The organism is Streptomyces bluensis, assembly GCF_014650715.1.
Taxonomy (GTDB): Bacteria; Actinomycetota; Actinomycetes; order Streptomycetales; family Streptomycetaceae; genus Streptomyces; species Streptomyces bluensis.
Genome location: NZ_BMVM01000016.1, coordinates 32,538 through 59,145, shown reverse-complemented (window position 1 = coordinate 59,145; position 26,608 = coordinate 32,538). Strand labels below are relative to the sequence as shown.

Here is a 26,608-nt window from a genome sequence, read left to right as displayed (position 1 = left end):
GCTGCGTCAGCCCCCCAGTACAACCTCTCAGCTGTGTCACTCGTCTTCATCATCAAGGGAACAATCCGACCTTCCACCCCAACTCACCCCAACGGGGGACCACATGAGCTTGACCCGCACACACGCCCGCCGTGGCGTCGCCGCAGTGCTCACCGTCCTGATGGCAGCCGTCCTCGGAGGCACCGGTGCCGGCGCCTCGAACGCGGAGGCGGCTGCGCAGCAGACACGACAGATCGCCTCTTCCGTCCTCGGAACCGACTACAAGATCACGCTGACCGCGCAGCGTTCGACGGAGGACGAGTACGCCGCCTCTGTGCTCCTGCAGGTCTACACACGGGCCGGTGGCGCCTGGAAGGAGTCGGACCGCGTGACCGTGGGTGACGTGGACGGCTGGTTCTGGTATCCCCTCACGGGCACCGGTGCCGTCTGCCAGTTCTCGACCGCCGGCACCGAACCCGCCCCGCTCACCGTGAGCCTGCTGCTCACACCGTCCCTCGGCTGCTCACAGCCGACGGACTTCGTCCTGAAGCAGGGCAGGGTGTACGCCGCCTGAGTCCGTCGCCGGGCAGCCGGTCGGAGTGCGGTGATCAGCGGAAGAGGCGCAGCGGCACCGCCCGGGCCATCGCGGCCATGCCCGCGTCGTTCGGGTGGAGGTGGTCGCCGCTGTCGTACGCCGGGAGCAGTCGGCCAGGGTGCTCGGGGTCGCGTACCGCCGCGTCGAAGTCGACGACACCGTCGTAGGCGCCGCTGGTGCGGATCCACTGGTTCACGGCCTGCCGGGCCGCCTCCCGCTCGGGCGTGTAGAAGTTCAGGGTGTCGCCCTCGAAGGGCAGGATCGTGGCGCCGAAGATCTTCAGCCCGTGGGCGTGGGCGCGCTGGATGAGCTTCCGGTACCCGGCGATGAGGTCCGCGGCCGTGACCTCCTCGTCGGCGGGGGCGATGTTCCCCGGGTGGCCGAGGTCGTTGACGCCGATCAGGACGATCGCGTAGCGGGCGCCCGGCTGGGAGGTGACATCGCGGTCGAAGCGCTTGAGAGCGGCCTCACCGAAGTACGCGGCGAACGTTTCGGCCGGATTGCCCGCGGGCGGGTTCGGGTCGCGCAGCAGGCGGTTGCCCCCGATGCCGGTGTTCAGGACGCCGATCCGGGCCAGTGCGGGGTCCTGGCGAAGGCGCTCGGCCAGCAGGTCCGGCCAGCGGTGGTTGGCGCCGGTCTCCGTGACCGCGCCGTCGGTGATCGAGTCCCCGAAGGCGATCAGTGAGGAGCGCGCGGCGCCGCCGGCCACGCTCACCCCGGACAGGAAGTACCAACTCGCCGTGGTGGTGATCGGCTCCACGCTCGGCTTGCCCGTGACGTTGCCCGCGGCGATGTACGTCCGCTCGAAGGCGCTGGAGTGGACGGTCGTGGCGCGCGTCCGGTGCGGGAGGTGGAAGCTGACGACCAGGTCCGCGGCGGCTGGGGTACGCAGGGCGACCGGGTCGCTCCAGCGCCGCTCGCCCGGTGCGAGGGTGACGGACGGGCGCCCGCCGAAGCGCAGGACGCGGTCGCTGTCCGGCACGATCTCGGTGCCCGTCGGGCCGTCGGCGCCGAGCGCGAGGCGCGCCTCGCCGACGACCAGAGGCTCCGTGCCGTACTCGTTGGTCAGCCGCACCCGGACCCTGTTCCCGGGGACGCTGGTGTGCACGATCTGACGGACGGTCTGGTCCGTGAAGACGGTGTCGGCGCTGGCCGGGACTCCGCTCACGCCGGACGCCCAGGTGCCGGTCCAGGTCTGGGCCGAGCCCGGCGGCGCGGCGGTCGAGGGCTGCGTGGCCAACAGGGCGAGCAGTCCGGTGAGCAGGGCGGCGGTGAGGGCGAACAGAGTGCCTGGAGCGCGGCGGGGCATGCGTGCGAGCACGGGCCGTCGTTCCTTCCGTGTGCGGGACGGGACTCGGAAACCAGGGACCAGGTGTGAGCATGTCAGATCCGGTCTGCGCACGGTGCCCGAACGTGCGGCAAAGGTGGGTGGCTTCGGTTCGTGATTCAGGCTGACCGCGGTCGCTGTAGTCCCTGAAGGAGCAGGTCGACCAGTCGGCGGGGGTCGTAGCGGGGGTCGCTGTCACGTCCGATGCAGAGGTTGCCGATACCCCGCATCAGTTCGTAGGCGTGCGTACCGGGCCTGATCTCGCCGGCGTCGACCGCGGCGTCGAGCAGCTGCGCGCAGACGGGCACCAGGCGGTCGAGGAAGTAGGTGTGCAGCGCGTCGAAGCCACTGCTGTCCGATTGGAGCGCATTGGCGAGTCCGTGCTTCGTGACCAGGAAATCCACGAAGAGGTCGACCCACTGACGGAGTGCTGCGAGCGGGGAGCCGGCACTGCCCAGCAGGCTCGGGCCGGCCTCGGCGCACGCCTCGACCTGGTGGCGATAGACGGCGACGACGAGATCAGCCCGAGTCGGGAAGTGGCGGTAGATCGTCCCCATCCCGACGCCCGCCTTGGCCGCGATCTCACGGATCGGCGCATCGACGCCCGAGGTGACGAACACCGCGGCGGCGGCGGCAAGCAGCGTCTGCTGGTTGCGCACCGCGTCGGCCCGCTTGCTTCGGGCCGGTACCTCCCCGGACTGGTTTGCAGGGGACACAGCGCTCTCCTTCTGACGACGACCATTGACGAAACGGAACACCGCTCCGTATATTAATCGGAACAACGCTCCGCTTCAGCCTAGCTGAAGCCGGACGCTTCTGACCGCCTCCATACGGCCGGCCGAACGGACCGGCAGCAGAGGCCCTTGAAAAGGACACGCACCATGAGTGAACCGGCTTACACGGCCGCCCCCTTCAGCTCGCCCACTCCCGTCCTCTCGGTCAGTCCGGTGGTGCTGCCTGCTCCCGGCCGAGCCGTGGACCTGGAGCTACGAGTCTCCGCGCCCGTGACCGGGAGCGATCTGCCGGTCATCCTCCTCTCGCACGGCCAGGGCTACTCGAACCACCTCTCCTCACTGAACGGCTACGCTCCCCTCGCCAACTTCTGGGCAGCGCACGGCTTCGTCGTGATCCAGCCCACCCATCTGAGCTCCAGGACCCTGAGCCTGGCTCCCGACACCCCCGGGGCGCCTCTGTACTGGCGATCACGGGCCGAGGACATGAAGCACATCCTCGACCGGCTCGACGTGATCGAGGCCGCGGTCCCGCAGTTGCTCGGGCGCCTGGACTCCAGCAGGGTCGCCGTGGCCGGGCACTCGATGGGCGGCCACACCGCGAGCCTGCTGCTGGGCGCCCGGCTCACCGATCCCGACGACGGAGCGGAAGTGAACCTGGCCGATCCCCGGGTCAAGGCGGGTGTCCTGCTTGCGGCGCCCGGCCGGGGCGGCGATGCCGTCACCGAGTTCGTAGCCGAGAACTACCCGTTCTTCCTCACCACGGACTTCTCCGAGATGAGGACACCCACGCTCGTCGTCGCCGGCGACAAGGACAGCTCTGCCCACCTGACGGTCCGTGGCCCGGACTGGCACACCGACCCGTACTTCCTCTCCCCCGGCCCCAAGTCGCTGCTCACCCTGTTCGACGCGGAGCACGGGCTCGGCGGAGTCTCCGGATACGACGTCGCCGAGACCACCGACGAGAACCCGGCACGAGTGGCCACGGTCCAGCGGCTCACCTGGGCCTACCTCCGCACCGAGCTCTATCCCGGGGATTCCGCTTGGCAGGCGGCGTGTGACGCGCTGGCGGCCGCCCCCGACCCGCTCGGACGAGCCGAATCCAAGTAAGCCGCGGCACCGTGCCGTGATCGCGGCTGCCCCCGGAGGGTGAGGCGCCGTCCGGCTCACCGGCGGTGCTCGTCCATCAGAGTCATCAGGTTCTGCTTGCGTTTCTGGGCGGTGCGCAGGACGGTGACGTACTCGGTGAAATCCCCCCGTGTGCCCAGGGCGCCGGTGTCGGTGGTGGACGGCGCTCCCCACCACCGCGCGGGCTCCTGAGGGCACCGCCGCCGGGGCCGGCCGGGCGGTGCCATCGTCCGGCCGACGCCTGGACGGGGGCGACTGTGGTGAGTACCAAGGGTGCTGAAGCTCGATTCACCCACATGGGCAGTCATCGCGGCCTGCTGGAGATTCGAGGCCCTCTCTCCGCGAGGCTGAAGCACCGAACCGCACGCCGAGACCGAGCAAGGAGGCCGATGATGGGCAGCACGCACCCGACGCGTCGCCGCGTCGCGGCGATGACCTGCGCCGTCGCGCTCGCGCTGCCGCTCACCGCCTGCGACGCCCTGACCCCCGGCAGCGCGGCCGTGGTGCCGGGGCCCCGTAGCGTGCCGTCCTCGACCGCCGTGCCGGACGAGGACATCACCTTACGTCTGGAGTTCGCCGACGCTCCGCTGATGGTCGACGCGCTGATCGCCGCCTTCGAGAAGGACCATCCCACCATCAGTGTCCAGCCGCACTACAAGACGTTCCCGGACTACGTCCAGAACCTGAAGCTCACCATGACCTCGGACACCGCGCCCGACATCGCGCAGTACGCGGTCGGGATGAACGACCTCGCGGCGGACGGCCAGATCCTCGATCTCGCGCCCTATCGGGAGGCGTACGGCTGGGACGACGCCATTCCCCCGGTCAGTCTCGACCAGCTCACCGCCGGGCGGAGGAGTGAGGCCACCGGCGGGCGTGCCCTGTTCGGGGTCCCGGCCGGCCTGTCCATGACCGGCATCTACTACAACAAGAAGCTGGCCGAGCGGGCCGGGATCGGCTCTGCGCCCAGGACTCTGGCGGAGTTCGAGGACCAACTCACGGCGGCCAAGGAGGCGGGCCTGACACCGCTCGGCGTCGGCGCGCTCGATTCCGGCGGCATCCACCTGTGGGCCGCGCTCCTCAACCAGACCATGCCCACGGACGACTACTGGGACTGGGTGAACGGCGCCAAGGGCGCCACCATCGAGACGCCCGCCGGGATCACCGCCGGCGAGCTCGTCGTCGAGTGGGGCCGCAAGGGCTACTACAACGAGTCCGCCAACGGCACGGCACAGATCGACTCCACCGCCCGGTTCACCCAGGGCGACAGCGTCTTCCTGATCAACGGCAACTGGGCGGCGGGGCAGCTGGCGGCCGTCATGGGCGACAACGTCGGCTTCTTCCCGATGCCGGGCGTACAGGCTTCCTCCCCCACGGTGGCCTCGGGCTTCAGCGTCTCCTACGCCGTCTCGTCCCGGACGGAACACCCCGAGGCGGCAGGCGTGTTCCTCGATTTCCTGACCTCGCCCGAGGCCGGCCAGATCATCAGCGACCACGGCTTCCTGCCGCCCAACCCCGAGGCCGTGGCGAAGCCGGAAGGCGTTCTCGCCGACATCGCCGAGGGCCACCGGCGGGCCGTCGCCGACGACGGGATCACGACGTTCCCCGACTTCGCCGCCCCCGCCATGCTCGACCGGCTGCGCTCCGGCGTCCAGAAGCTCATCGCGGACCGCGTGAAGCCGGCGGACTACCTCGACTCGCTTCAGGACCAGTGGGAGGAACACCATGCGCGGTAGGCCACAGGTCCAGCCCGTGAGCTCCCGCAGGCGCAGTCCGTATCGCGGCTACGTCTACGTGCTGCCCGCCCTCGCCGTCTACCTCACGTTCGCGGTGCTGCCCGCCCTGCACACGGCGTACCTCTCGCTGTTCGAGTGGGACGGCGTCACGCTGGGCGACTGGGTCGGCCTCGGCAACTACCAGGAGATTCTCCAGCACCCCGTCCTGCGCCGGTCCGTGTTCAACGCCCTGGTGCTGGTGGTGTTCTTCTCCTTCGTGCCCATCGTGCTCGGGCTGGCGATGACCGGCCTGCTGGGCCGTCACCGGCGGCCCGGCATGGGGGCGTACCGGTTCCTGTTCATGCTGCCGCAGGTCGTTCCGCTCGTCGCGGTGGGCGTGACCTGGCGCTGGCTGTACGGGGACGACGGACTGGTGAACCAGGCGTTCCGCGTGGTCGGCCTGGACGGCGTGACGCGGGCCTGGCTGGGCGACTTCGGCGCGGCGCTGATCGCCGTGGGCCTCGTCGGTACCTGGGTGCTCAGTGGGCTGTGCATGATGCTCTTCCTGAGCGGTGTCCACAAGGTCGATCCCAGTCTGTACGAGGCGGCCCGCATCGACGGGGCGGGCCCCGCCCGGGAGTTCGTCTCCGTCACCCTGCCCCACCTGCGCGGCGAACTCGCCGTCGCCCTGACCGTGACCACGGTGGCCGCGCTCGCCAGCTTCGACCTCGTGTACGTGACGACGAACGGCGGGCCCGGCGAGCAGACCACGGTGCCCGGCCTGCTCGTGTACCGACTGGCGTTCTCCGAGGGCGAGGTCGGGTTGGCCGCGGCCCTTGCGGTCGTCCTCGGCTGTGTGATGCTCGCGATCGTCTACCTCGTCAACCGTCTGTCGAGGTCACAGTCATGAACACCGCGACGCGAGCGGAACGCTGGTCGGGTTACGCGCTCCTGACGGTCATGGCGATCGCCGTCGTGATCCCGTTCCTCAGCGTCTTCCTCGCCTCCCTCCAGCCCGCGGGCACGCCGGTCGTGGGTCTGACCTGGCCGCAGCGGTGGAGCTGGGACAACTACGCGCAGGCATGGTCGGTGGCCGGATTCTCCGACCTCATCCGCCACAGCCTCACCATCGCGGCCGGTGTCGTCCCCGCCTCCCTGGTCCTCTCCGCACTGGCCGGCTACGCGCTGGGGACCATGAGACTCCCGGGCGGCAACGCGGTCGCGGCGTTCTTCATCGCCGGTCTCACCATCCCGGTCGAACTGATCGTGGTCCCCCTCTACTTCGACCTGCGGGGTCTCGGTCTGACCAACTCGTACCTGGGCGTGATCCTGGTGGAGATCGCGCTGTTCATGCCGTTCAGCGTGTTCTGGATGCGCACCCACTTCCGGTCCACCCCCGTGTCGCTGGTGGAGGCGGCTCGTATCGACGGCGCCTCGTCGGCCACGATCCTGCTGAGGATCCTGCTCCCGCTGGCCCGCCCGTCCCTGATGACGCTCGGTCTGCTGGTGTTCATGTGGTCGTGGAACCAGTTCCTGCTGGTGCTGGTCCTCATCCAGGACACGACCAAGCACACGGCACCCGCCGGGCTTGGCTTCTTCGTCGGTCAGAACAGCACGGACGTCCCCACACTGGCGGCGGGGACGATCATCGTGATGCTGCCCATCCTGATCCTCTTCGTGATCTTCCAGCGCAGTTTCATCGCGGGACTGCTCCAGGGCGCGATGAAGGGGTGACCTCAGCGCTCAGGGGCGAGTTCGGCAAGTTCGGCGAGGGCACGGTTCAGGATCTCCGGGCGTCCGGAGGTGTGGGCCAGCTCGCGGAGGCCGTCGACGAGGCCGACGGGTGGTGTGAATCCCAGGTCCCGTCTGGCGGCCGTGATGTCGAACCAGTGCGGGTGCGTGAGTTCGTTCACCAGGAAGCGGCTGAGCGTGTGCGTGCGGGGGGAACCGGTGAGGCGGGCGGCCGCCTCCTGGACGGTGGCCGCGCCGTGCACGAGCGCCGGCGGGACGGAGCGCCATGCGACGCGGATTCCGGTCGCCGCCAGGTAGAGGGTGGCCATGGCGGCGAGCGGGCAGGGCTCACCTTGGGTGATGAAGTAGGCGCGCCCGTTGACGGGCTCTCCCCGGTGGAGGCGGTCGAGGGCGAGCAGGTGGGCGTGGGCGGCCGTGCGCAGGTGGGTGGTGTCGACGAGGTTGGTTCCCCTCCCCGGCATGATCAGGTGGCGGCCACGGGCCGCGCGGGTCAGGGCGGGGAGGAAGTGGGGGTCGTCAGGCCCCCAGATGAGGTGGGGGCGAAGGGAGACGGTGGCCAGGTCGGAGCCGTCCGACCGCAGCACGAGCGCCTCGGCGCGTGCCTTGCTCAGCGGATAGGCGGCCAGGTGCCGCTCGGGGCAGGGAGTGTGTTCATCGGCGTTCTCCAGGCCGCCGGTGCGGAAGACGACGCTGGCGGTCGAGGTGTACACGAGGGTGCGGACACCGTGGGCGCGGCACTGGTCGAGGACGTTGCGTGTGCCCTCCACATTGGTGGTCCAGTACGGTCGCAGTGGGCCGCTGACTCCGGCCAGGGCCGCGTTGTGGATGACGGCGTCACATCCGGTGACCGCCTTGCCGACCGCGTCCGTGTCGGCGAGGTCGCCCAGGTGCTGGCGGACACCGAGCCGGTCCAGGGCGGTGCTGGGGCGGCGGCTGAGGGAGGCGGTCTCGGTACCGCGCCCGACGAGTTGACGGCAGATCTCCGCACCGAGGAACCCGCTGCCACCTGTGACGAGAACCCTTCGCGGGCCGGCTTCTTGTAGTGGAGCTTCTTGTAGCCGAGCTTCTTGTGGTCCGGTCATCGCACCCGCTTCAGTTGTCGGGAGGCCCACGCGGCCAGCCGTTCCCGGTCGATCTTGGAGTTGTGCCGGATGTCGGTGGGGAAGCCCGGGTGGACGAGCACGGCTGAGACGTGGTGTCCGTCCGGATGCCGTCGCAGTGTCAGGTGCAGTTCGCGCAGGGCGTCCTGTGGGTCGCCGCTGCCGCGTTCCAGTTCTACGCACAGCACGGCCCGTTGGTGCCCGGGATTTCCGACGCCCACCAGTGCCGTGCGCCGGACGCCCTGCGTGGTGTCGGCCGTCGTCTCGACGCCCTCGGTCGGCAAGGCGAATCCGGCACCGGTCACCTGCTGGGACCGGCGGCCGTGGAACCACAGCCGGCCGTCCTCGTCGAGCCGGCCCAGATCGCCGGTGCGGTGCAGCAGACCCCCGGGTGCCAGGACCTTGGCGGCGGCGGTCGCCTCGGGGCGGGCGTGGTACGCGGCACTGACGTTGGGTCCGGCGACGGCGATCTCGCCCACACCGGAGCGATCCTCGTCCAGGATCCGCACCTGAACCACGGGCAGGGGGCGGCCGAGGCAGGTCCCTGCTCGTCCGGGCCGGCCGTCTGCGCCTGCCGCGCACCGCAGTTCGAGGGTGCTGATGGCGCTGACCGGCAGGCACTCGGTGGCCCCGTACACGCTGAGCACCTCGGCGTCCGGCCGCAGTACCGCGTGCAGGGCGTCGGCGAGCCCGGCGCGCAGCGGCGCTCCGAAGGAGACCACGCGGTCGACCGAGGTCAGGGTCAGCCGGCGACGGACACAGTGGTCGGCGAGCAGCCGCAGTACGGCGGGCGACGCCGCGACCACCGAGGCCTGGTGCTCCAGCAGAGGTCTCAGCAGGCGTTCGGGCGGTGTGCGCGCCGGGCAGCGGTGACTGACGGCGGGCGCGAGTGTCGTCAGGCCCAGCGCCGGGCCGAGGAGGACGAAGGGCAGGAAGCCGGCGAGCAGGACGTCACCCGGTCGTGGTGCGAGGACCGGGCCGAGGGCGTCGAGTTGCCCGGTCAGGGTGCTGTAGCGGTATTCCGCGCCCTTGGGCACCCCGGTGGAGCCGGAAGTGAAGGCGATCATCGCCAGGTCTTCCGGGGGCAGTTCCTCCAGTTCCCAGGCCGGTCCGTCCGTGTCCGGCACCGTCACGGGCAGCCGGCGTCCGAGTCCGGGCACGGCCCGGCCGGTGACCAGGGGAAGGCGTACGTGCCCTCGGGCCCAGCCCAGCGCGCGGCGTGCCAGGTGGGCCAGGGGCTCGCCGACGAACACCTGAGGTGCCACTTCGTCTAGGCACGCGCGCAGCTGGGGCCGCGGAAGCCCCGGGTCCAGCAGGACCGGTACGGCGCCGACGGCGAACAGCCCGTAGACGACGGTGAGCAACTCGTACGGGTCGCGCGTCATCGTCACGGCCTTGTGCCCGCGGCGCAGCCCGGCGTCATGGAACGCCTCGGCCGTGCGGCGGCAGCCTTCGTGGAGCTGAGCGAAGCTGATGACGTGGCCGGATCCGTCGCGACGGCCCCGCACCAGCGCCGTGGCTCGCGGCTGTTGCTCGACCAGGCGCGCCAGGCGCGCGGAGAGGCCAGGAGCGTTCACGCTGTCACGTCCGAAGCAGGAAGTCGCGGACGTGCCGGTCGAGTTCCCCGGCGGCGTCCTCCATCACGAAGTGGCCGGCGTTCCGGTAGCGGTGTACGCGGGCCTGTGGGAACCGGCGGGTCCACTCGTCCAGCACGAGGGGGGTGAACACCGGGTCCCGCATGCCCCAGCCGATGAACACCGGCAGACCGGCGAGGCCACCGGCGGCTCCGGCGGGTTCCGCTTCGGCGGGCCCGGCATCGGCGGGTTCGAGCAGTCGCCATGCCGGGTCGTCGTCGCCCCGGGGAATGCACCGGATGAACTCCACGACGGTGCGGCGGTTCGGTGCGTCGGCGAAGGGCAGCAGGTACGCCAGCCGTTCGGCCGCGCCGAGTCGGCGTACGACTCCGAACCGTACGGCGGCGCGGGGAAAGGCGTTGGTGGCCCGCGCGAAGGCGGCGACCGGGGCACTGTCCCTGATCCACCTCAGATACAGCGGCAACCGGTAGCCGGCGGGCCAGGGGAAGGCCACGCTGTTGAGGACGACAAGCCGTGCCACCACGCCGGGGTGGCGCAGCGCCCACGCGATGCCGATCGGGCCGCCCCAGTCGTGCACCACCAGGGTCCATCCGCGGGCGGGCGCCCCCTGGCTGCCGGTGAGGTGGTGGAACAGGTGGTCCAGACACGCGATGTGCCGTTCAAGGCGGTCCACGGGTCCGTTCGCGCGGGGAGAGCCCGTCCCCCGCGATACCCCGGAGCGGGGGGACAGGCCGAGTCCCGCGAGGTCGGGGGCGATGCAGCGGAAGTCCGGTGACAGGGTGTCCAGCAGGCCCCGCCAGATGTAGCTCCAGGACGGGTTGCCGTGCAGGAACAGCACCGGGTCGCCGGTGCCGGCATCGACGTAGTGCTGGTCCGTGACGGGAACCTGTCGCCAGTGGCGGGGGTCCGGGTAACCGGGAAGGGTTTGTGCCGGCGGCCGCATCGGCGGGTGCGCACCGGGGCGGCGCGTTCCCCCGTCCCGCGTGCTCACAGCCGGATCACCGCCAGCCCCACGCTGAACCCGCTGGCCATGCCGATCAGCGCGACGGTGTCACCCGGCTCGACGCGATCGCTCTCCAGGGCGGTGACCAGCTGCAACGGCAGCGACGCGGACGCCGCGTTGCCGTGCTCGGCCACGGTCGGCAGACAGCGATCGGGAGACAGACCGAGTTGCAGAATCGTCTCGTGGAACTGCGGCATGGAGATCTGGTGGAAGGCGACGAACGCACTTCGGCGTACCAACTCCAGCTCCGCCGCCGTGCGTTCGAGCGCCAGGGGCAGGATGCCGATGGCGGCGTCGCGCAACCGGTCATCGTTGAGGCGCACATAGGTGGGTTCCGGGCTGCTGGGGCGGTAGTGCATGGTGCCGCCCGCCTCCACGACACAGCGGTCCCAGGCGGTGGAATCGGCGGTGAAGGCCGTGGTGAGGACGCCGGGCCCGTCGTCGGTGGCGGGGACCGCCGTCAGCAGCACGGCGGCGCCCGCGTCGGAGAGCGTGTATCCCGGCAGGGCCCGCAGGAAGGCATCGTGATCGGGCACGGTCCAGCGGGTGGTCAGGGTGGGCGCTTCACCGGAGGTGATCAGTACGGTTCGGTAGCGGCCGGATTCGATGAACGCGGCGGCGACCTCCAAGCCGTTGAGCACGCTGTTGCAGGCGTTCTTCACATCGAACACCGGGCAGCCGGCGCCCAGTTTGGCGGCGACGATGTGCGCGGTGGCCGGTTCGATGAGGTCCTGGGTGCAGGACGTGAACAGCAGGAGATCGATGTCGTCGATTCCCAGCCCCGCGGCGGCCAGGGCTTTCGCGGCCGCCGCGACGGCGAGGTCGGACGCCTGTTCGCGGTCAGCTCTTTCGTGGACCCCGCGCACTCCGGTGAGGTCCTCCAGCAGACCGGACGGTGGCACATAAGGACTGCCCAGGGCGGCGATGCGCGCCCGGGTGTCCTCCATGGTGCGGTACGCGGGGGGTAGATGGACGGCGGTGGTCACCAACTGGGCACGCACGGCGGAAAGCACGCGGATCACGGTAGGGCCGAGGGGGCCAACTCGCCCCTCTCACCCGGCTTTTCACCTCATCGACGGAAGAGGTGATCAAAGAGGCGAATAGCTGCTTGCCTCCTGCTTGGGCACGCTTTGGGAGACCGGTACGTGATCGAGCAAGAGGGGGAGTTTTCATGGGGCACGGTGACCAGGCCGTCGCCATTGTCGGTGTGGGGTGTCGGCTGCCGGGCGGGCTGACGGATCTGGCCGGGCTGTGGGAGGTGTTGTCGCGCGGTGAGGACGTGATCGGCGAGATGCCGGAGGACCGCATGCAGCGGGCGCGCGTCGTGGACCCGGGGCCCGCGCGCGCCAACCGGAGTTACACGGCGGCCGGAGGGTTCCTCCCGGACGTCGCGGGCTTCGACGCGGGGTACTTCGGCATCGCGCCGGCGGAGGCCATCCGCATGGACCCGCAGCAGCGGCTGCTGCTGGAGATGGCCGTCGAGGCGCTGGACGACGCCGGTGTTCCCGCACAGGCGCTGGCCGGTTCGTCGGCCTCGGTGTTCGTCGGTGTCTCCGAGGCGTCCTATCTGCGGCTCCAGGCCCAGGCGGCGGCCGAGTTGAGCCCGTACGTGGTGAGCGGCGGCACCCTGTCGGTCATCGCCAACCGTCTGTCGTACTGTCTGGACCTGCGCGGCCCGAGCATGGTGGTCGACACCGCCTGCTCGTCCGCGCTGGTGGCGCTGGACCGTGCCTGCCGGTCCCTGCTGGACGGCACCAGCCGTCTCGCGTTCGCGGGCGGTGTGCATGTGCTCACCGGGCCGGAGGGCTATTACGGGTTCTCGGCCGCGTCGATGCTGTCGCGGCGCGGCCGGTGCGCGGCCTTCTCCGCCGACGCGGACGGTTTCGTGCGGGCCGAGGGCGGGGGCGTCGTGGTCCTCAAGCGGCTGACGGACGCGGTGGCCGACGGTGACCGTGTCCACGCGGTGATCGCCGGCAGCGGCACCAACAGCGACGGCCGCACCATGGGCCTGGCGCTGCCCAACTCCCAGGCGCAGGAGGCGCTGCTGCGCGACGTGTACGAGCGCGCCGGGGTGGCCCCCGACGATCTGGTGTACTTCGAGGCGCACGGCACCGGCACCCCCGCCGGGGACCCGGCCGAGGCCCGGTCCGTGGGCCGGGCGCTGGGGCAGCGCCGTACCACCGGGCCGCTGCCGATCGGCTCGGTGAAGTCGAACCTCGGGCATCTGGAGCCGGCCTCCGGGATGGCGGGACTGTTCAAGGCACTGCTCGTGCTGCGGCACGGCACGGCCCCGTCGACCCTGCACGCACTCCCCCTGAATCCGCAGATCGACTTCGCCGGACTGGGGCTGGCCCCGACGGTCGAGCCCGTCAAGCTCCCCCTGCGGCCCGGCGCCGCCGTCGGCATCAACTCCTTCGGCTTCGGCGGCGCGAACGCCCATGTCGTGCTGACCGCGCCGCCCACCCCTCCGCTCGCCGGTCCGGCACCCACCGGCAGGCTGCCCGTGCTGCTCTCCGCGCGTTCGGCGGACGCGCTCAGGGAACTGGCCACGCGGATGTCCGCACGTCTCAGGGAAGCAGCCCCCGACGAGTTCTACGACCTGGCGCACACCTCCACCCGGCGCCGCAGCGCCCATCCGCACCGCGCCGCCGTCCTGGCCGACAGCCCGGACCGGGCGGCCGACGAACTGGACGCGCTGTTCACCGGTACACCGGCCGCCGGAGCGAGCGGCTCGGCAGCGGAACACGGCGCCGTGGTGTGCGCGTTCACCGGCAACGGCTCCCAGTGGCCCGGCATGGCCGCCGATCTGCTCGCTGCCGAGCCCGTTTTCCGCGCCGCCGTCGACGAGGTGGACGCCGCGCTCGCCCCGCACCTGGGCTGGTCGGTGGCCGGGGAACTCGCCCACCCCGATCCGGCTCGCTTCAGCCGTACGGAGGTCGCCCAGCCCGCCCTCTTCGCCGTCCAGGTGGGACTTGCGGCCCTGCTCCGTGCGAACGGGGTGCGTCCGGCGGCGGTGCTCGGGCACAGCGTCGGCGAGGTCGCGGCCGCGTACGTCGCCGGAGCTCTCACTCTCGCGCAGGCCGCGCACGTGATCGCCGAGCGCAGTTCGGCCCAGGCCGCCACCGCGGGAAGTGGCCGGATGGCGGCCGTCGGGCTGTCCGAGGAGGCGGCCCGTGACGTACTGGCTCCCTACGACGGCGCTCTGGAGCTGGCGGCCGTCAACAGCGACCGGGACGTCACCGTCGCCGGGGACCCACAGGTGCTCGCCGCTCTCGGAGCCGAACTGAGCGCCCGGGATGTCTTCTTCCGCGAGCTGGACCTCGACCACGCCTTCCACAGCCGTGCGATGGATCCCCTCGCCGGGCCCCTGCGCACGGCCCTGGCCGGCCTCACGCCCTCGGCCGCCCGTATCCCGTTCGTCTCGACCGTCACGGGCGAGCCACTGCCCGGGGAGGAGCTGACGGCCGACTACTGGTGGCGCAACGTGCGCGAGCCGGTCCGCTTCGCCGAAGCGGCGGCCCAGGCCCTCGGCCGGACACCCGGCGTGGTCGTGGAGGTCGGCCCCCACCCGGTGCTCCGCCCATACCTGCGCCGTACCGGCGCCGTCCATGTGCCCACCCTGCGGCGGGACTCCACCGGTCCCCGGGACATGGCCGCGGCCGTGGCGGCGGTGGTCTCGGCGGGCGCCGACGTCGACTGGACCGCGCACTTCCCGCATCCCGCCCGGGTGGCCGACCTGCCCTCGTATCCCTGGCAGCGCCGACGGTACTGGCACGGCGAGGCCTGCGACTGGGAGCGGACCAGCGGCACCGGCCGGACGGAACACCCGCTGCTCGGCGAGCGGTTGCCCGGCCCGCACCCGACGTGGGAGAACACGGTCGAACCCCAGATGGTGTCCTGGCTCGGTGACCACCGCGTCGAGGAGGCGGTGGTGATGCCCGCGGCGGGTTACGTCGAGATGGCCCTGGCCGCCGGGCGGCGGGCCCTGCACTCGGCCGTGGAGGTGCGCCATCTGGAGATCATCCGGCCGCTGCCCCTGCCCTGGCCCGATCCCGGCGACATGCGACTGCAGACCGGCGTCCAGCCGGACAGCGGCGCTGTGGCCATCGCTACCAGTGAGCGGCGCGGCGAGGAGTGTCACCCGGTGGCCCGCGCCCAGGTGCGTACGCTGCTCGGCCGTCCTCCGGCACCGGTCGACCTGGAGGCGGCACGCCGCCGCTGTCCCCACCCGGTCGACGGCTCGGCCCACTACGAGGAGTGCCGGCGCGCCGGACTCGCCTACGGTCCGGCCTTCCGGCTCCTGCGGAATCTCCACGTCGGCGATGGCGAGGTGCTCGCCACGTACACGTACGACAGCCCGGACGCGGCGTACGAGGTGTGGCCGGCGGTGCTGGACGCCGCCTTCCAGGCAGGCGCTCCCCTGCTGCGGGACCGGACCGCCACAGGCGATGTCCACCTGCCCTGCGGCCTGGGAAGCGTGCGCGTCTGGCGGGCGCCCGGCCCCTCGGGAGTCATTCGGGTGCGCCAGGGTGCCGTGATCGATCCCGAGGTGTGCTGGGACATCGTGATCACCGACGAGGACGGCACCGTCGTCATCGAGATCGACCGCCTCCGCATGCGGCGGATGCCCGGCGGCCGTACACCGCTGTACGTGCAGCGGACCGTCCTGCGCGCCGCCCCGGGCCCCGGTGACCACGGCGACGCCGTCGCCGTTCCCGTGCCCGCCGATCTCGTCGAAGCCGCGCGTGGACGGATCACACAGCTGCGACAGGCGTGGCAGGAATCCGGCTGCGACCGCTTCGCCGCGGCTGCCGACCGCACGATCGCGCACCGCTGGGCGACGGTACTGGCCGGCCTCCTGGGGGAGCCGGCCCGGCCGTTCACCGCCGGGGACCTCGTCGCGGCGGGACTGCTGCACCGGCACCGGCGCCTGCTCAAGGTCATGCTTCCCCTGCTTGAAGAGCAGGGTCTGGTCAGCGGCCGTCCCGACGGAGGGTGGGAGCTGACCGGGACGCCGCGACGCGACGTGGAACTGTCGGCCGGTCTGATCAACGATCATCCGGCCTTCGCGGCCGACGCGAGCCTCCTCACCCGCCAGTTGCACCACCTGCCCGGCCTGCTGACCGGCGCCACCGGCCCTCTCCCGCTGCCGCCTGCCGACCCGACACGCCATCAGCAGTTCTACGACCTCAGCGCCCGGAGCCGCTTCGGGAACCTGCTGGTCCGGTGCGTACTGGAGGAGATCGTCCGGCTCTGGCCGGCCGACCGGCCGCTGCGCGTACTGGAGATCGGCGCGGGCACGGGAGGCCTCACCGCCGCCGTCCTCCCGGTGCTGCCGGCCGACCGCACCCGTTACACCTTCACCGACGTCTCGGCCAACCTCCTCGGCCCCGCCGAACACCGGTTCAGCGCCTACGACTTCGTCGACTACCGCACGTTCAGCCTGGACACCGGGTCCGACGGGAAGGAGCTGCCCGAGGCGGGGTTCGACGTCGTCCTGGCCGCGGGCGCCCTGCACACCGCCACCGATCTGACGCAGGGCCTCGGCCGTGTCAGGCGGCTGCTGGCTCCCGGTGGCCGGCTGCTCGCCGTCGAACCCCACGATCTGGCCCGCCTCGCCGCGGTCTTCGGGGGCCTCGACAGCTTCTGGCGCCGCAGCGACCACGCACTGCGCCCCGACGGTCTCCTGCTGCGGCCCGATCAGTGGCCGCCCCTACTGGAACGGTGCGGCTTCACCGGTGTGGTCCGCACCGGGCCCGGCACCGACGCCGGGACGGCCGACCTGTCCGTCCTGGTGGCCGGCGTGGACGACCGTACGGCGCCGCCGCCCCCGGCCCTCGCGGTACCGGCCCCCGGAACCGTGTGGAGGGTCGCGGCCGAGGCCCCGTCCGAAGAGCCGCTGGCCCGGGCCCTGGCCGAACTGCTGGGTGGCGCCACGGTCACCGATCTGGACGGGCTCAACGATCCGGCCGACCCCGGAGCGGAGGAAGTGGCCACCGTGCTGGTGCTCGGGGAACCCGAGGAGCACCCCGGCCGCATCGTCGGGCAGTCCACCCGCAGAGCCGCCGCACTGCGTGCTCTCGCCGCGAGGAGCGCACGCCTGCCGGGCGGCACACGCGCCTCCGTCTGGCTGGTCACCCGTCCCAGTGGGCTGCTGCCCGCCCCCGAGCGCCCGACCCACCCCGGCGACGCTCCCGTGTGGGGCGCCGCCCGCACCCTGGCGAACGAATGGCCCGACCTGACGGTGCGGCGGATCAGCCTCGACCGCTGTGACGATCCGCCCGCCGACGCCCGGCGTCTCGCGCGGGAGCTGCTCAGCCCCTGCGACGAGGACGAGATCGTGCTCACCCGCGGCGGCCGTTTCGTCGCCCGCGAAACCACCCGCCCCGCGCACCAACCGTCGGTCACGGCCGAGGCGGCCACCGCCCCGGCCCGCTGCTTCACGTTGACGGTCCGCGACCCCGGACTGTCCTACCGGCTCCTCTGGCAGGAACGCCCCGTTCCCCGCCCCGGTCCGGGCCGGCTCGTCATCGAGGTCAGGGCCGCGGCCCTGAACTACCGCGACACCATGCGGGCCAACGGCCTGCTGCCCGCCGAGGCCGTCGAGGGCACCCCGACCGAGCAGGGGCTGGGCATGGAGTGCGCGGGCGTCGTCACCGACATCGGGCCGGGGACCACCGGTTGGGCGCCCGGAGACCGGGTCTTCGGCCTGGCGGCCGCGGCGCTGGCCTCGCACGCCGTCGCCGACGCGGAGGCGGTCGGCCGCGTCCCGGACGGCATGAGTTTCACGGAGGCGGCCACCCTGCCCGTCGTCCTCGCCACCGTCCACCACACCCTCGGCCACCTCGCGCGGCTCGCCCCGGGAGAGACCCTCCTGGTGCACGGCGGTGCCGGTGGTGTCGGTCTGGCCGCCCTGCAGTACGCCCGCCGGCACGGAGCGCACGTGATCGCCACGGCGGGCAGTGACGCCAAGCGTGACCTGCTGACCGCGCTCGGCGTCGAACACGTCCTGGACTCCCGCTCGCTGGACTTCGTGCCCCGCGTACGCGAACTGACCGGCGGCCGGGGCGTCCATGTCGTGGTGAACTCGCTCAGTGGTGAAGCGGGCGACCGCAGCCTGGAACTGCTGCGCCCCGGCGGACGCTTCATCGAGCTCGGCAAGCGGGACATGTTCGAGAACCGGCCCCTGCCCCGGCGTCCCTTCCTGGACCACATCGCCTACTTCGGCGTCGACATCACCAGGCCCCTGGCCGACCCCGACACCGCGAAGGAACTCCTGAGGGAGATCGTCGGCCTCGTACACGCCGGGGACTACCGGCCGTTGCCGCACGTCGTCCATCCCGCGGCCCGCGTGGAGGAGGCGTTCCGGCTGCTTCAGCACTCCCATCACACCGGCAAGGTCGTCGTCGCCTTCGATCCGATGGACGAACCCGTCCCCGTGTGCCACACACCGTCATCCGCGGCCCTGGACTCTGACGGCACCTACCTGGTCACCGGTGGCCTGGGCGGCTTCGGAGCGGCCACCGCCGACTGGCTCGCCGACCTGGGCGCCCGCCACCTGGCTCTGGTCGGCCGCCGCGGGGCCGGTTCTCCCGAAGCGGCCGCCGTCCTCGACCGGCTCGCACGGCGCGGCATCACCGCCACTCCCTACGCCGCCGACGTCACCGACGAGACCGCCATGCGCCGGGTGATCGCCGCCGTGGACGCCACCGGGCACGCCCTGCGCGGGGTGGTCCACGGCGCCATGCACCTCGACGACGCCCCTCTCAGCGACCTGACCGACGACCGTTTCGCGGCCGTACTCGCCCCGAAGGCGGCCGGCGCCGCCGTCCTGCACCGCCTCACCGCCGACCGCGATCTGGACCTCTTCCTGCTCCACTCCTCCGTCACGGCGTGCGTCGGGAACGTGCACCAAGCCCCCTACGTCGCGGGCAACAGCTACCTGGAGGCCCTGGCCCGCGCCCGCCGGCACGCGGACCGCCCCGGCACGGCCATCGCCTGGGGCGCCATCGCGGGAACCGGCTACCTCGCCCGCAACGATCTGGGCGATGCCGTGTCGACCCGCGGAATCCACCCCGTGGCCCCCGATGTGCTGCTTCCCGCCGCTGCCGGCGTCCTGGCCGACGGTGCCGCCGTCGCCGCGATCGGCCGCTTCCGCTGGAGCCGGGCCCGCCATCTGCTCCCCGCGATGGCCGCGCCGCGCTTCACGCATCTCGTCCCCGCCCGTGCCGACGCCTCGGACGCCACCCCGGGCGATGTGCTGCGTGCGCTGAGCGCCCTGCCTCCTGACGAGGCCGCACACGCCGTCACCGGCATCCTCGCCCAGCTGCTCGCCACCGTCCTGCGCGCCGAAGCCGCCGACCTCAGCCCCGACCGCCCGCTGGCCGAGTTCGGCATCGACTCCCTCATGGGCGCCGAGTTCCTGGTGCGCGCCCGCGAGTACTTCGACGTCCGCCTCTCGCCGACCGAACTCCTCGGCAACTCCGGCAACCTCACCCAGCTCGCCCACCTCATCCGGCAGCGTCTGGAGCAGTCCGTTCCGGCGCCACGGGCGCACACCGAGCAGGTCGGTCAGCCGGCGGCCGGCCGCACGGCATCAGCCTCCGCGTAACCCGACGAGGCGGAAGCCGAACACGGTCCTCCGCGGCCCTGGGCGGGACATCCACCCGCTCAGGGCCGGCAGACCCGCTCCCGTTCGCTCGGGGCTCATCCCGCCAGGACGACCGACAGGGCAGCGGCGACGATCGTGACGGCGGTCAGAGCGACCATCACCGTCCGCACCGCCCTCACCTGTCGGCCCGTGCGGGACGCCGGAACAGTCCCCGTGGCGCCATCCGGGGCGCGGGCGGACGTTTCCCGGCCGCCGGCATCTGTCCGGCCAGGGCGTCGGCGTCCCGTAGCTGCGCGCACCACGCGCAGGGGTCCTCCTCCAGGCCGGCAAGCCACTGATCGGGGCCCGTGTAGGGGCTGTCGCCGAAGACGTCCATGACCGTTCAACGACCGGGCCGCGCCCAGGCTGTCACAGGTCACCCGTTCGCCACACCGCTCGGACGTCACCGCCCTCCGGCGCGGGGTCGCTGCCCACCCGAACGGCCCGCCCGTGGATGCCGCTCCCGGCCGTGCCGGTGACGATGGCCGGTACGTGATCGCGCGGGGCCGGGCCGGTCGGACGGGAGGTGGGAACATGCCGGCATCCACGTCGAGGGCACGTCTCCTGGGTGAACTCTCGGCCGAGTTCGCCGGCACCATGATCCTCATTCTCTTCGGATGCGGTGCCGTCGCGCAGGTCGTCGCCGGTGGGACGTTGACCCACGGCGCACTGGGCGCCCACGACAGCATCGCCTGGGGCTGGGGGCTCGGCGTCGTCATGGGCGTCTACGTGGCAGCCCGCATCAGCGGCGCCCACATCAACCCCGCGGTCACCCTCGCGCTCGCCGCCTTCAAGGACTTCCCCTGGCCCAAGGTCCTGCCGTACTCCCTGGCCCAGACAGCGGGCGCTTTCGTGGGCGCCCTGCTGGTGCGCTGGAACTACACCGAGGTTCTGGCGAAGGCCGACCCCGACCACACCCACAAGACGCAGATCGTGTTCTCCACACTGCCGGGCAACGGCGTCCTCCCGGTCAGCCAGCTGGGTGCCCTGCGGGACCAGATCATCGGCACCGCCCTGCTGTTGCTGCTGATCTTCGCGGTCACCGATCTGCTGAACACGCCGCCGCAGGCGAATCTCGCCCCGTTCGTCATCGGCCTGATCGTCGTCGTCATCGGCATGGGGTGGGGGGCCGACGCCGGTTACGCGATCAACCCGGCCCGTGACCTCGGACCCCGGCTGGCGTCGTTCCTGACGGGCTATGGAGGCGCTTGGCGTGACCAGTACGGAGACCTCTACTTCTGGGTGCCGATCGTCGGCCCCCTCATCGGCGGCCTGGTCGGAGCGCTGCTCTACCGCCTGCTGATCAGCCGTTACCTGCCGGTCGCCGAGCCGGAACCCGGCCGGGTGCCCGCGCCGGACGAGTGAAGCGAAAGGGGCCGCCATGCCCGAGTTCGTCGGTGCGGTGGACCAAGGCACCACCAGCACCCGTTTCATGATCTTCGACCACGACGGCCGGGAGGTCGCACGCCACCAACTCGAACACAAGCAGTTCTTCCCGCGCTCCGGCTGGGTCGAGCACGACCCCGTGGAGATCTGGGAACGCACGAACTCCACGATGCAGAACGCCGTCCGCCAGGGCGGCCCGACCGCCGCCGACCTGGCGGCCGTAGGCATCACCAACCAGCGGGAGACCACGGTCATCTGGGATCCCAGAACCGGTCAGCCGTACTACAACGCGATCGTCTGGCAGGACACCCGCACCGACTCCATGGCGGCCGCGCTGGAGCGCGAGCACGGCGACCTCATCCGGCGCAAGACGGGGCTGCCCCCGGCGACGTACTTCTCCGGCGGCAAGATCAAGTGGATCCTGGAGAACATCGACGGTGTCCGGGAGGCCGCCGAGAGGGGGCGGGCCGTCTTCGGGAACACCGACGCCTGGGTCCTGTGGAACCTCACCGGCGGCCCGAACGGCGGCATCCACGCCACGGACGTCACCAACGCCAGCCGCACCATGCTGATGAATCTTGAAACCCTCGACTGGGACGACGAACTCCTCGACGTCTTCGGCATTCCGCGCGCCATGCTCCCGGCCATCAACCCGTCCTCGCACCCGGAGGCGTTCGGGGCCACCCGCACCAGCCGTCCCCTGCGCACCGCGGTACCCATCACCGGGGTCCTCGGGGACCAGCAGGCGGCCACAGTCGGCCAGGTCTGCTTCCGCCCGGGCGAGGCCAAGAACACCTACGGCACCGGCAACTTCCTGGTCCTCAACACGGGCACGGAGATCGTCCGGTCCAGCAGCGGACTGCTGACCACACTGGCGTACCAGTTCGGGGACGCCCCCGCGGTGTACGCGCTGGAGGGGTCCATGGCGGTCACCGGGTCCGCCGTGCAGTGGCTCCGTGACCAGTTGCGGATCATCTCCTCCGCCTCCGAGGTGGAGACTCTGGCGCGGCAGGTGGAGGACAGTGGGGGCATCTACTTCGTACCCGCCTTCTCGGGTCTGTTCGCGCCGTACTGGCGCTCCGACGCCCGGGGCGCGATCGTCGGCCTTGCCCGGTACCACACCCATGCGCACCTCGCCCGGGCGACCCTGGAGGCCATCTGCTACCAGAGCCGCGACGTCGCCGAAGCGATGGAGCGGGACGCCGGGGTGGCCCTCGACGTGCTGCACGTCGACGGCGGTGTCACCGCCAACGACCTGTGCATGCAGATCCAGGCCGACATCCTCGGCGTACCGGTCAGCCGCCCGGTCGTCGCCGAGACCACCGCGCTCGGCGCCGCGTACGCGGCGGGACTCGCCACCGGCTTCTGGGAGGACACCGACGAACTCCGCTCGCACTGGCACGAGTCGAAACGGTGGGAACCCCAGTGGAACGACGACGAGCGGGAGAAGGGCTACGCGGGCTGGAAGAAGGCCGTGGAGCGCAGCCTCAACTGGGTGGACGTCGAGTAGAAACCCGAATCCCACAGCGCACCGCAGTCGTTCAGCGGTGCGCTGTGGGGTGGGTGAAGCGAGGTCTCCTCAGCCCGCTGCGAGGTCTCCTCAGCCCGTGGTGTCCCGTTCCCAGCGGTAGAAGCAGCGTGCCATCGCGTCCTTGGGGCTCCGCCACGTCTGAGGGTCGTAGGCGGAGACGTACGGGGAGAGCCGCTCGCTGACGCCGCGGAACTCCGGATGGCCGGCCAGCTTGGCGATGGTGGGTGCGGGGTCGCGCTCGCTCTCGATGAGGTGCAGGTACACATCACCGAACTCGAAGAGGCTGCGCCGGGTGACGCCCACGAGATGGGGCAGTTCGCCGCTGTCGGACTCGGAGAAGACCTGGGCGATGTCCGGTGCCGCTCCGGGTGCCATGCGGGCGACGATCAGGGTGTGGTGCATCGGGGGCCCCTTCAGTCGGTGAGAACCGCGGCGCTGCGGCGTTCGCCCGCGGCCCGTTCGATCCGGTCGCGGATGAGGGCCATCTGTTCGCGGGAGTTGCGGTTGATGATCTCTGTCATCCCGGCGTCGTCGACGGGTGCGTCCGGCTTCATCGTGAAGTCCTGGATCCAGTCCATCCGGGTGCCGTGCGGTGTCTCGGTGTACTCCCAGCGGATCTTCATGTACTCGAAGGGACCGGTCTCGACGCGATGGGCCCAGACGGTCCGCGTCATACGGTCCGCGACGCGTTCGGAGACCCAGCTCCACACCCGGCCCTGGTCGTCGGGGTACATGGTGAGCCGGAAGGTGGTGCGGTGGCCGTCGCGGTGGAGCACCTCGACGGAGGCGTACTCGCTGAACAGCCGCGGCCAGTTCTGGATGTCGTTGGTCATGTCCCAGACCAGGTCCAGGGGTGCCGCGATGGTGATCTCGTTCTCGGTGTGGGCGGCCATATCATGCTCCCTTCATCAGGACGCCGTTCACGACGGCGAGGAAGTCGGCGGGCGTCTTGCAGCGCTCCATCTGCTCGGGCAGGCCCATGCCGTGGCGCTTCTCCAGCTCGGCCACGATGCCCAGCAGGCCGAGGGAGTCCAGGCCGAAGGTGTCCCAGCCGGAGCCGGACTCCTCTTCGAGGATGAGGGGGTCGACGCTCACTCCGGCGGTGCGCTTCATCAGCTCCGCCAGATCGTCGATGGTCACCTGGTGGTCCACTTGGTCGGTCATACGGATGCACTCCTTCGTTCGGGGGGCGGAACGGAGCCCTGGCGCAGGACGAGCGCCGAGTTGAAGCCCATGAGTCCGCGGCTGAGAACCAGTGCCGTGCGCAGCTCGGCAGCGCGTGCACGGCCGACCACGAGGTCCACGTGGTGGCAGATGTCGAAGACGTTGGGTGTGGGCGGGATCGTCCCGTGTTCCATGGCGAGCACCGCGGTCGCCACGTCGAGCACCGGTGCCGCGCAGTAGGCGCGCCCCATTCCCGTCTTGGGGGCGGTGACCGGCACGCGGCGTGCGTGCGGGCCGAGCGCGTCGGTGAGGGCGAGCGCCTCGGCCTCGTCGGCCTCGGGCACGCCGAGGGCGTCCGCGAACACGATGTCCACGTCCTCCGGGCGGCAGTCGGCCTCCGTCAGCGCGGTGCTGATCGCCCGGGCCAGACCGGACCGGGAGTCCGCCCAGCGGGAGGCGCCCGTGAACGTCGCCGCATGGCCGGCCAGTGTCGCTCGCGGGTCGGCCCCGCGTTCGCGCGCGGCCCGCTCTTCCTCCACCACGAGCATCGCTCCGCCCTCGGCGGGCACGAACCCGCAGGCGGCAGTGGTGAAGGGCCGGTAGGCGCGTTGCGGGTCGTCGTTCCGGCTCAGCTCGGGGTAACCCAGCTGGCAGACGATCGAGTACGGGGCCAGCGGGGCCTCGGTCGCGCCGACGACGACCGCGTCGGTGCCGCGCCGTACCGCGTGGGCGGCGTGTGCCAGGGCGTCCAGGCCGCCGGCTTCGTCGCCGGCCACGACACCGCAGGGGCCCTTGAAGCCGTTGCGGATCGAGATCTGACCGGTGCTGGCCGCGTAGAACCAGGCGATCGACTGGTAGGGGCCGACGTGGCGCGGGCCCTGCCCCCACAGTTTCTGGAGTTCGCGCTGGCCGAACTCGCCGCCGCCGGAGCCGGCGGCCGTGAACACGCCCACGGAGTAGGGCGAGTCGATGTCGGCGCGCCCGAAACCGGCGTCGTCCAGTGCCAGTTGGGTGGCGGCCATGGCGAAGTGCGTGAACCGGTCGGTCTGGACGAGGAACGTCCCCTCGATCAGGGCGTCCGCGTCGAAGTCGCGTACTTCGCCCGCGATCCGCAACGGGAGATGGTCGCACCCCTCCTTGCCGACGGGCGCGAGGCTGCTGCCGCCTTCCTTCACGGTCTTCCAGAAGACGTCGGTACCGATTCCGTGCGGTGTCACCACACCGAGGCCGGTGACGACCGCACGTCTGGGGCGTTGCCTGCTCACTGCCGCCTCCCCTCAGGGCCCCTGAGCACGACCGCGGACTGGAAGCCGCCGAAGCCGCTGCCCACCGACAGCACATGGCGCAGCTTCCGCTCGCGTGCCACACGGGGCACGTAGTCCAGGTCGCATTCGGGGTCCGGGGTCTCGTAGTTGGCCGTGGGTGGTACCACCTGGTGGGACAGGGCGAGTACGCAGGCCGCGACCTCGATGGAGCCGATCGCTCCGAGCGAGTGACCCACCATGGACTTGATCGAGCTCATGGGAATCGCGTAGGCGTGGTCGCCCAGTGACCGCTTGACCGCCGCGGTCTCGTGGCGGTCGTTCTGCTTGGTGCCCGAGCCGTGCGCGTTGACGTAGTCGATGTCGGTGCCGTTGAGGCGGGCTTGGCCGAGGGCGCCGTCGATCGCCTGTGACATCTCCAGGCCCTCCTTGGTGAGCCCGGTCATGTGGTAGGCGTTGCCGAACGTCGCGTAGCCGGCGATCTCGCAGTAGACCTCCGCGCCTCGGGCACGCGCGTGCCCGAGTTCCTCCAGGACGAGTACTGCGGCGCCCTCCCCCATGACGAACCCGTCGCGGCGGGCGTCGAAGGGGCGGGAGGCGTGTGCGGCGTCGTCGTTGTTCGGAGAGGTCGCCTTGATGGCGTCGAAACACGCCATCGTGATCGGCGAGATCGGGGAGTCCGAGGCGCCCGCGAGGCATACGTCGGCTCGGCCCTCGGCGATGGCGTGGTAGGCGTATCCCACCGCGTCGAGTCCGGAGGTACACCCGGTGGAGACGGTCTGCACGGGGCCGTGGACGCCGAACTCCTCGGCGACGGCGGAGGCGAGGGTGCTCGGGGTGAAGGCCCGGTGCAGCGACGGCTCCGCCCGCTGGTGGTCGACGTCCCATCGTGCGCCGTTCGCGCTGACGAGGACGTAGTCGTGTTCCAGTCGCGTGGTGCCCCCTACCGCGCTCCCCAGGCTGGCTCCCATCCGCCAGGGGTCCGTCCGCTGCAGGTCGAGGCCCGCGTCGCGGACCGCCTCGGTGGCGGCGACCAGCGCGAACTGTATGTATCTGTCGCACCGCTCGGTGGTCTCGTGGTCCAGGCCGTGTGCCGCGGGGTCGAAATCGCACTCGGCCGCTATCTGTGAGCGCAGGCCCACCGGGTCGAAGAGGGAGATCCGGCGCGTCGCCGTACGCCCGTTGGACAGCAGGTCCCAGAACTGGGATATGCCGATTCCGCCCGGGGCGACGACACCTACGCCGGTGACGGCGACCCGCCGGTTCATGACACCACCTCGGCCTGCGCGGTCCCTTCCGTCTCCTCCGTGTCGACATGACCGAGTTCCGGCCGAGGAGCCAGCGGACCCAGGTGGAAGACCATGCGCGCCTCGCTGTCGCCGACGTTGCGGAAGCGGTGCCGCGTGTTCAGCGGGATCAGCAGCCCTTGGCCCGGCCGGAGGGCGTGGGGCTCTCCTTCCAGGTCCACTTCGAAGGTGCCGTGGGTGACGTACACGAACTCCTCGGAGTACGGGTGGTAGTGCTCGCTGATGCGGTCGCTGGGCTGCACGATGGCCACGCCCATGAATCCGCTGGTCGACCCCGCTGTGGTGGGCGTGAGGAGGGCGCGGATGTCGCCGCCGCGCCGGCGGTTGGGCGCGATGGAGCTGAGGTCGACGATGCGTGCGTGCTGTTCTGCCATGTCGGTCTC

22 protein-coding genes are annotated in these 26,608 nt (G+C 71.4%); 8 read left to right on the top strand and 14 right to left on the bottom strand.

Annotation, left to right across the window (positions count from 1 at the left end):
• Window positions 1-103: 103 nt before the first annotated feature.
• Window positions 104-553 (top strand): hypothetical protein, encoded by a 450-nt coding sequence (locus IE262_RS30605; protein WP_189878240.1) that lies wholly within the window; start codon window positions 104-106, stop codon window positions 551-553.
• Between the two features lie 34 nt (window positions 554-587).
• Here IE262_RS30605 and IE262_RS30600 read toward each other — a convergent pair whose 3' ends face one another.
• A complete protein-coding gene (locus IE262_RS30600) occupies window positions 588-1,895 on the bottom strand; it encodes an SGNH/GDSL hydrolase family protein (RefSeq protein WP_229877594.1) in 1,308 nt (435 codons plus the stop codon).
• Between the two features lie 125 nt (window positions 1,896-2,020).
• Complete coding sequence (locus IE262_RS30595; protein ID WP_189878238.1) at window positions 2,021-2,617, bottom strand: TetR/AcrR family transcriptional regulator; 597 nt, start codon at window positions 2,615-2,617, stop codon at window positions 2,021-2,023.
• A gap of 165 nt (window positions 2,618-2,782) precedes the next feature.
• On the opposite strand from IE262_RS30595, the gene IE262_RS30590 reads away from it, so the two are divergent.
• Complete coding sequence (locus IE262_RS30590; protein ID WP_189878236.1) at window positions 2,783-3,742, top strand: alpha/beta hydrolase family protein; 960 nt, start codon at window positions 2,783-2,785, stop codon at window positions 3,740-3,742.
• Between the two features lie 56 nt (window positions 3,743-3,798).
• On the opposite strand, the gene IE262_RS30585 is transcribed toward IE262_RS30590, so the two are convergent.
• A complete protein-coding gene (locus IE262_RS30585; RefSeq protein WP_189878234.1) occupies window positions 3,799-3,987 on the bottom strand; it encodes a hypothetical protein in 189 nt (62 codons plus the stop codon).
• A 162-nt stretch (window positions 3,988-4,149) separates the two neighbouring features.
• Here IE262_RS30585 and IE262_RS30580 point away from each other — a divergent pair, with 162 nt between their 5' ends.
• Genes IE262_RS30580 through IE262_RS30570 form a run of 3 tightly spaced genes read left to right on the top strand, consistent with a single transcriptional unit; the run spans window position 4,150 to window position 7,209 of the window.
• Entirely contained in the window at window positions 4,150-5,496 is a 1,347-nt protein-coding gene (locus IE262_RS30580) for an ABC transporter substrate-binding protein (protein ID WP_166681805.1), read from the top strand.
• Window positions 5,486-6,385, top strand: coding sequence for a carbohydrate ABC transporter permease (locus IE262_RS30575; RefSeq protein ID WP_189878232.1), 900 nt, complete (start codon window positions 5,486-5,488; stop codon window positions 6,383-6,385). Before IE262_RS30580 ends, IE262_RS30575 begins: the two co-directional genes overlap by 11 nt.
• On the top strand, window positions 6,382-7,209 hold the full coding sequence (locus tag IE262_RS30570; RefSeq protein ID WP_134041602.1) for a carbohydrate ABC transporter permease: 828 nt from the start codon (window positions 6,382-6,384) through the stop codon (window positions 7,207-7,209). Before IE262_RS30575 ends, IE262_RS30570 begins: the two co-directional genes overlap by 4 nt.
• A gap of 2 nt (window positions 7,210-7,211) precedes the next feature.
• Here the strand turns inward: IE262_RS30570 and IE262_RS30565 are convergent, their stop codons facing one another.
• From IE262_RS30565 to IE262_RS30550, 4 genes are read right to left on the bottom strand one after another with little or no spacing between them, the layout of a single operon-like run.
• Complete coding sequence (locus IE262_RS30565) at window positions 7,212-8,309, bottom strand: NAD-dependent epimerase/dehydratase family protein (RefSeq protein ID WP_189878230.1); 1,098 nt, start codon at window positions 8,307-8,309, stop codon at window positions 7,212-7,214.
• Window positions 8,306-9,904 (bottom strand): AMP-binding protein, encoded by a 1,599-nt coding sequence (locus tag IE262_RS30560; protein ID WP_229877593.1) that lies wholly within the window; start codon window positions 9,902-9,904, stop codon window positions 8,306-8,308. Before IE262_RS30560 ends, IE262_RS30565 begins: the two co-directional genes overlap by 4 nt.
• Window positions 9,905-9,908: 4 nt before the next feature.
• A complete protein-coding gene (locus tag IE262_RS30555) occupies window positions 9,909-10,913 on the bottom strand; it encodes an alpha/beta fold hydrolase (protein WP_229877592.1) in 1,005 nt (334 codons plus the stop codon).
• A complete protein-coding gene (locus IE262_RS30550; protein ID WP_134041606.1) occupies window positions 10,910-11,938 on the bottom strand; it encodes a 3-oxoacyl-ACP synthase III family protein in 1,029 nt (342 codons plus the stop codon). Before IE262_RS30550 ends, IE262_RS30555 begins: the two co-directional genes overlap by 4 nt.
• A gap of 158 nt (window positions 11,939-12,096) precedes the next feature.
• Between IE262_RS30550 and IE262_RS30545 the strand changes: the two genes are divergently transcribed.
• Window positions 12,097-19,536 carry a type I polyketide synthase gene (locus IE262_RS30545; RefSeq protein WP_189878228.1) on the top strand — a complete coding sequence of 2,480 codons (7,440 nt, stop codon included), beginning with the start codon at window positions 12,097-12,099 and terminating at the stop codon, window positions 19,534-19,536.
• Window positions 19,537-19,711: 175 nt separating this feature from the next.
• Here IE262_RS30545 and IE262_RS30540 read toward each other — a convergent pair whose 3' ends face one another.
• A complete protein-coding gene (locus tag IE262_RS30540) occupies window positions 19,712-19,912 on the bottom strand; it encodes a hypothetical protein (protein ID WP_189878226.1) in 201 nt (66 codons plus the stop codon).
• A 197-nt stretch (window positions 19,913-20,109) separates the two neighbouring features.
• Here IE262_RS30540 and IE262_RS30535 point away from each other — a divergent pair, with 197 nt between their 5' ends.
• Complete coding sequence (locus tag IE262_RS30535; RefSeq protein ID WP_189878224.1) at window positions 20,110-20,940, top strand: MIP/aquaporin family protein; 831 nt, start codon at window positions 20,110-20,112, stop codon at window positions 20,938-20,940.
• Window positions 20,941-20,956: 16 nt separating this feature from the next.
• Window positions 20,957-22,471 carry a glycerol kinase GlpK gene (glpK, locus tag IE262_RS30530; RefSeq protein ID WP_189878222.1) on the top strand — a complete coding sequence of 505 codons (1,515 nt, stop codon included), beginning with the start codon at window positions 20,957-20,959 and terminating at the stop codon, window positions 22,469-22,471.
• A 90-nt stretch (window positions 22,472-22,561) separates the two neighbouring features.
• Here the strand turns inward: glpK and IE262_RS30525 are convergent, their stop codons facing one another.
• The 6 genes from IE262_RS30525 to IE262_RS30500 are packed head-to-tail and all read right to left on the bottom strand — an operon-like array spanning window position 22,562 to window position 26,599.
• Entirely contained in the window at window positions 22,562-22,894 is a 333-nt protein-coding gene (locus IE262_RS30525; RefSeq protein ID WP_189878220.1) for a TcmI family type II polyketide cyclase, read from the bottom strand.
• A gap of 11 nt (window positions 22,895-22,905) precedes the next feature.
• Entirely contained in the window at window positions 22,906-23,385 is a 480-nt protein-coding gene (locus tag IE262_RS30520) for an SRPBCC family protein (protein WP_134041616.1), read from the bottom strand.
• Window position 23,386: 1 nt separating this feature from the next.
• Window positions 23,387-23,656 (bottom strand): acyl carrier protein, encoded by a 270-nt coding sequence (locus tag IE262_RS30515; RefSeq protein ID WP_131557839.1) that lies wholly within the window; start codon window positions 23,654-23,656, stop codon window positions 23,387-23,389.
• Complete coding sequence (locus IE262_RS30510) at window positions 23,653-24,921, bottom strand: ketosynthase chain-length factor (RefSeq protein ID WP_189878218.1); 1,269 nt, start codon at window positions 24,919-24,921, stop codon at window positions 23,653-23,655. Before IE262_RS30510 ends, IE262_RS30515 begins: the two co-directional genes overlap by 4 nt.
• Complete coding sequence (locus IE262_RS30505) at window positions 24,918-26,186, bottom strand: beta-ketoacyl-[acyl-carrier-protein] synthase family protein (RefSeq protein WP_189878216.1); 1,269 nt, start codon at window positions 26,184-26,186, stop codon at window positions 24,918-24,920. The genes IE262_RS30510 and IE262_RS30505 overlap by 4 nt, the downstream gene beginning before the upstream one ends.
• A complete protein-coding gene (locus tag IE262_RS30500; protein ID WP_189878214.1) occupies window positions 26,183-26,599 on the bottom strand; it encodes a cupin domain-containing protein in 417 nt (138 codons plus the stop codon). The genes IE262_RS30505 and IE262_RS30500 overlap by 4 nt, the downstream gene beginning before the upstream one ends.
• Between the last annotated feature and the right edge of the window lie 9 nt (window positions 26,600-26,608).

Excerpts from the sequence above, each read along its gene's own strand:
- IE262_RS30605 (WP_189878240.1), top strand. The coding sequence starts at position 104 with ATGAGCTTGACCCGCACACACGCCCGCCGTGGCGTCGCCGCAGTGCTC.
- IE262_RS30590 (WP_189878236.1), top strand. The coding sequence starts at position 2,783 with ATGAGTGAACCGGCTTACACGGCCGCCCCCTTCAGCTCGCCCACTCCC.
- IE262_RS30585 (WP_189878234.1), bottom strand. The coding sequence starts at position 3,987 with ATGGCACCGCCCGGCCGGCCCCGGCGGCGGTGCCCTCAGGAGCCCGCG.
- IE262_RS30580 (WP_166681805.1), top strand. The coding sequence starts at position 4,150 with ATGATGGGCAGCACGCACCCGACGCGTCGCCGCGTCGCGGCGATGACC.
- IE262_RS30575 (WP_189878232.1), top strand. The coding sequence starts at position 5,486 with ATGCGCGGTAGGCCACAGGTCCAGCCCGTGAGCTCCCGCAGGCGCAGT.
- IE262_RS30570 (WP_134041602.1), top strand. The coding sequence starts at position 6,382 with ATGAACACCGCGACGCGAGCGGAACGCTGGTCGGGTTACGCGCTCCTG.
- IE262_RS30565 (WP_189878230.1), bottom strand. The coding sequence starts at position 8,309 with ATGACCGGACCACAAGAAGCTCGGCTACAAGAAGCTCCACTACAAGAA.
- IE262_RS30545 (WP_189878228.1), top strand. The coding sequence starts at position 12,097 with ATGGGGCACGGTGACCAGGCCGTCGCCATTGTCGGTGTGGGGTGTCGG.
- IE262_RS30540 (WP_189878226.1), bottom strand. The coding sequence starts at position 19,912 with ATGGACGTCTTCGGCGACAGCCCCTACACGGGCCCCGATCAGTGGCTT.
- IE262_RS30535 (WP_189878224.1), top strand. The coding sequence starts at position 20,110 with ATGCCGGCATCCACGTCGAGGGCACGTCTCCTGGGTGAACTCTCGGCC.
- glpK (WP_189878222.1), top strand. The coding sequence starts at position 20,957 with ATGCCCGAGTTCGTCGGTGCGGTGGACCAAGGCACCACCAGCACCCGT.
- IE262_RS30525 (WP_189878220.1), bottom strand. The coding sequence starts at position 22,894 with ATGCACCACACCCTGATCGTCGCCCGCATGGCACCCGGAGCGGCACCG.
- IE262_RS30520 (WP_134041616.1), bottom strand. The coding sequence starts at position 23,385 with ATGGCCGCCCACACCGAGAACGAGATCACCATCGCGGCACCCCTGGAC.
- IE262_RS30515 (WP_131557839.1), bottom strand. The coding sequence starts at position 23,656 with ATGACCGACCAAGTGGACCACCAGGTGACCATCGACGATCTGGCGGAG.
- IE262_RS30505 (WP_189878216.1), bottom strand. The coding sequence starts at position 26,186 with ATGAACCGGCGGGTCGCCGTCACCGGCGTAGGTGTCGTCGCCCCGGGC.
- IE262_RS30500 (WP_189878214.1), bottom strand. The coding sequence starts at position 26,599 with ATGGCAGAACAGCACGCACGCATCGTCGACCTCAGCTCCATCGCGCCC.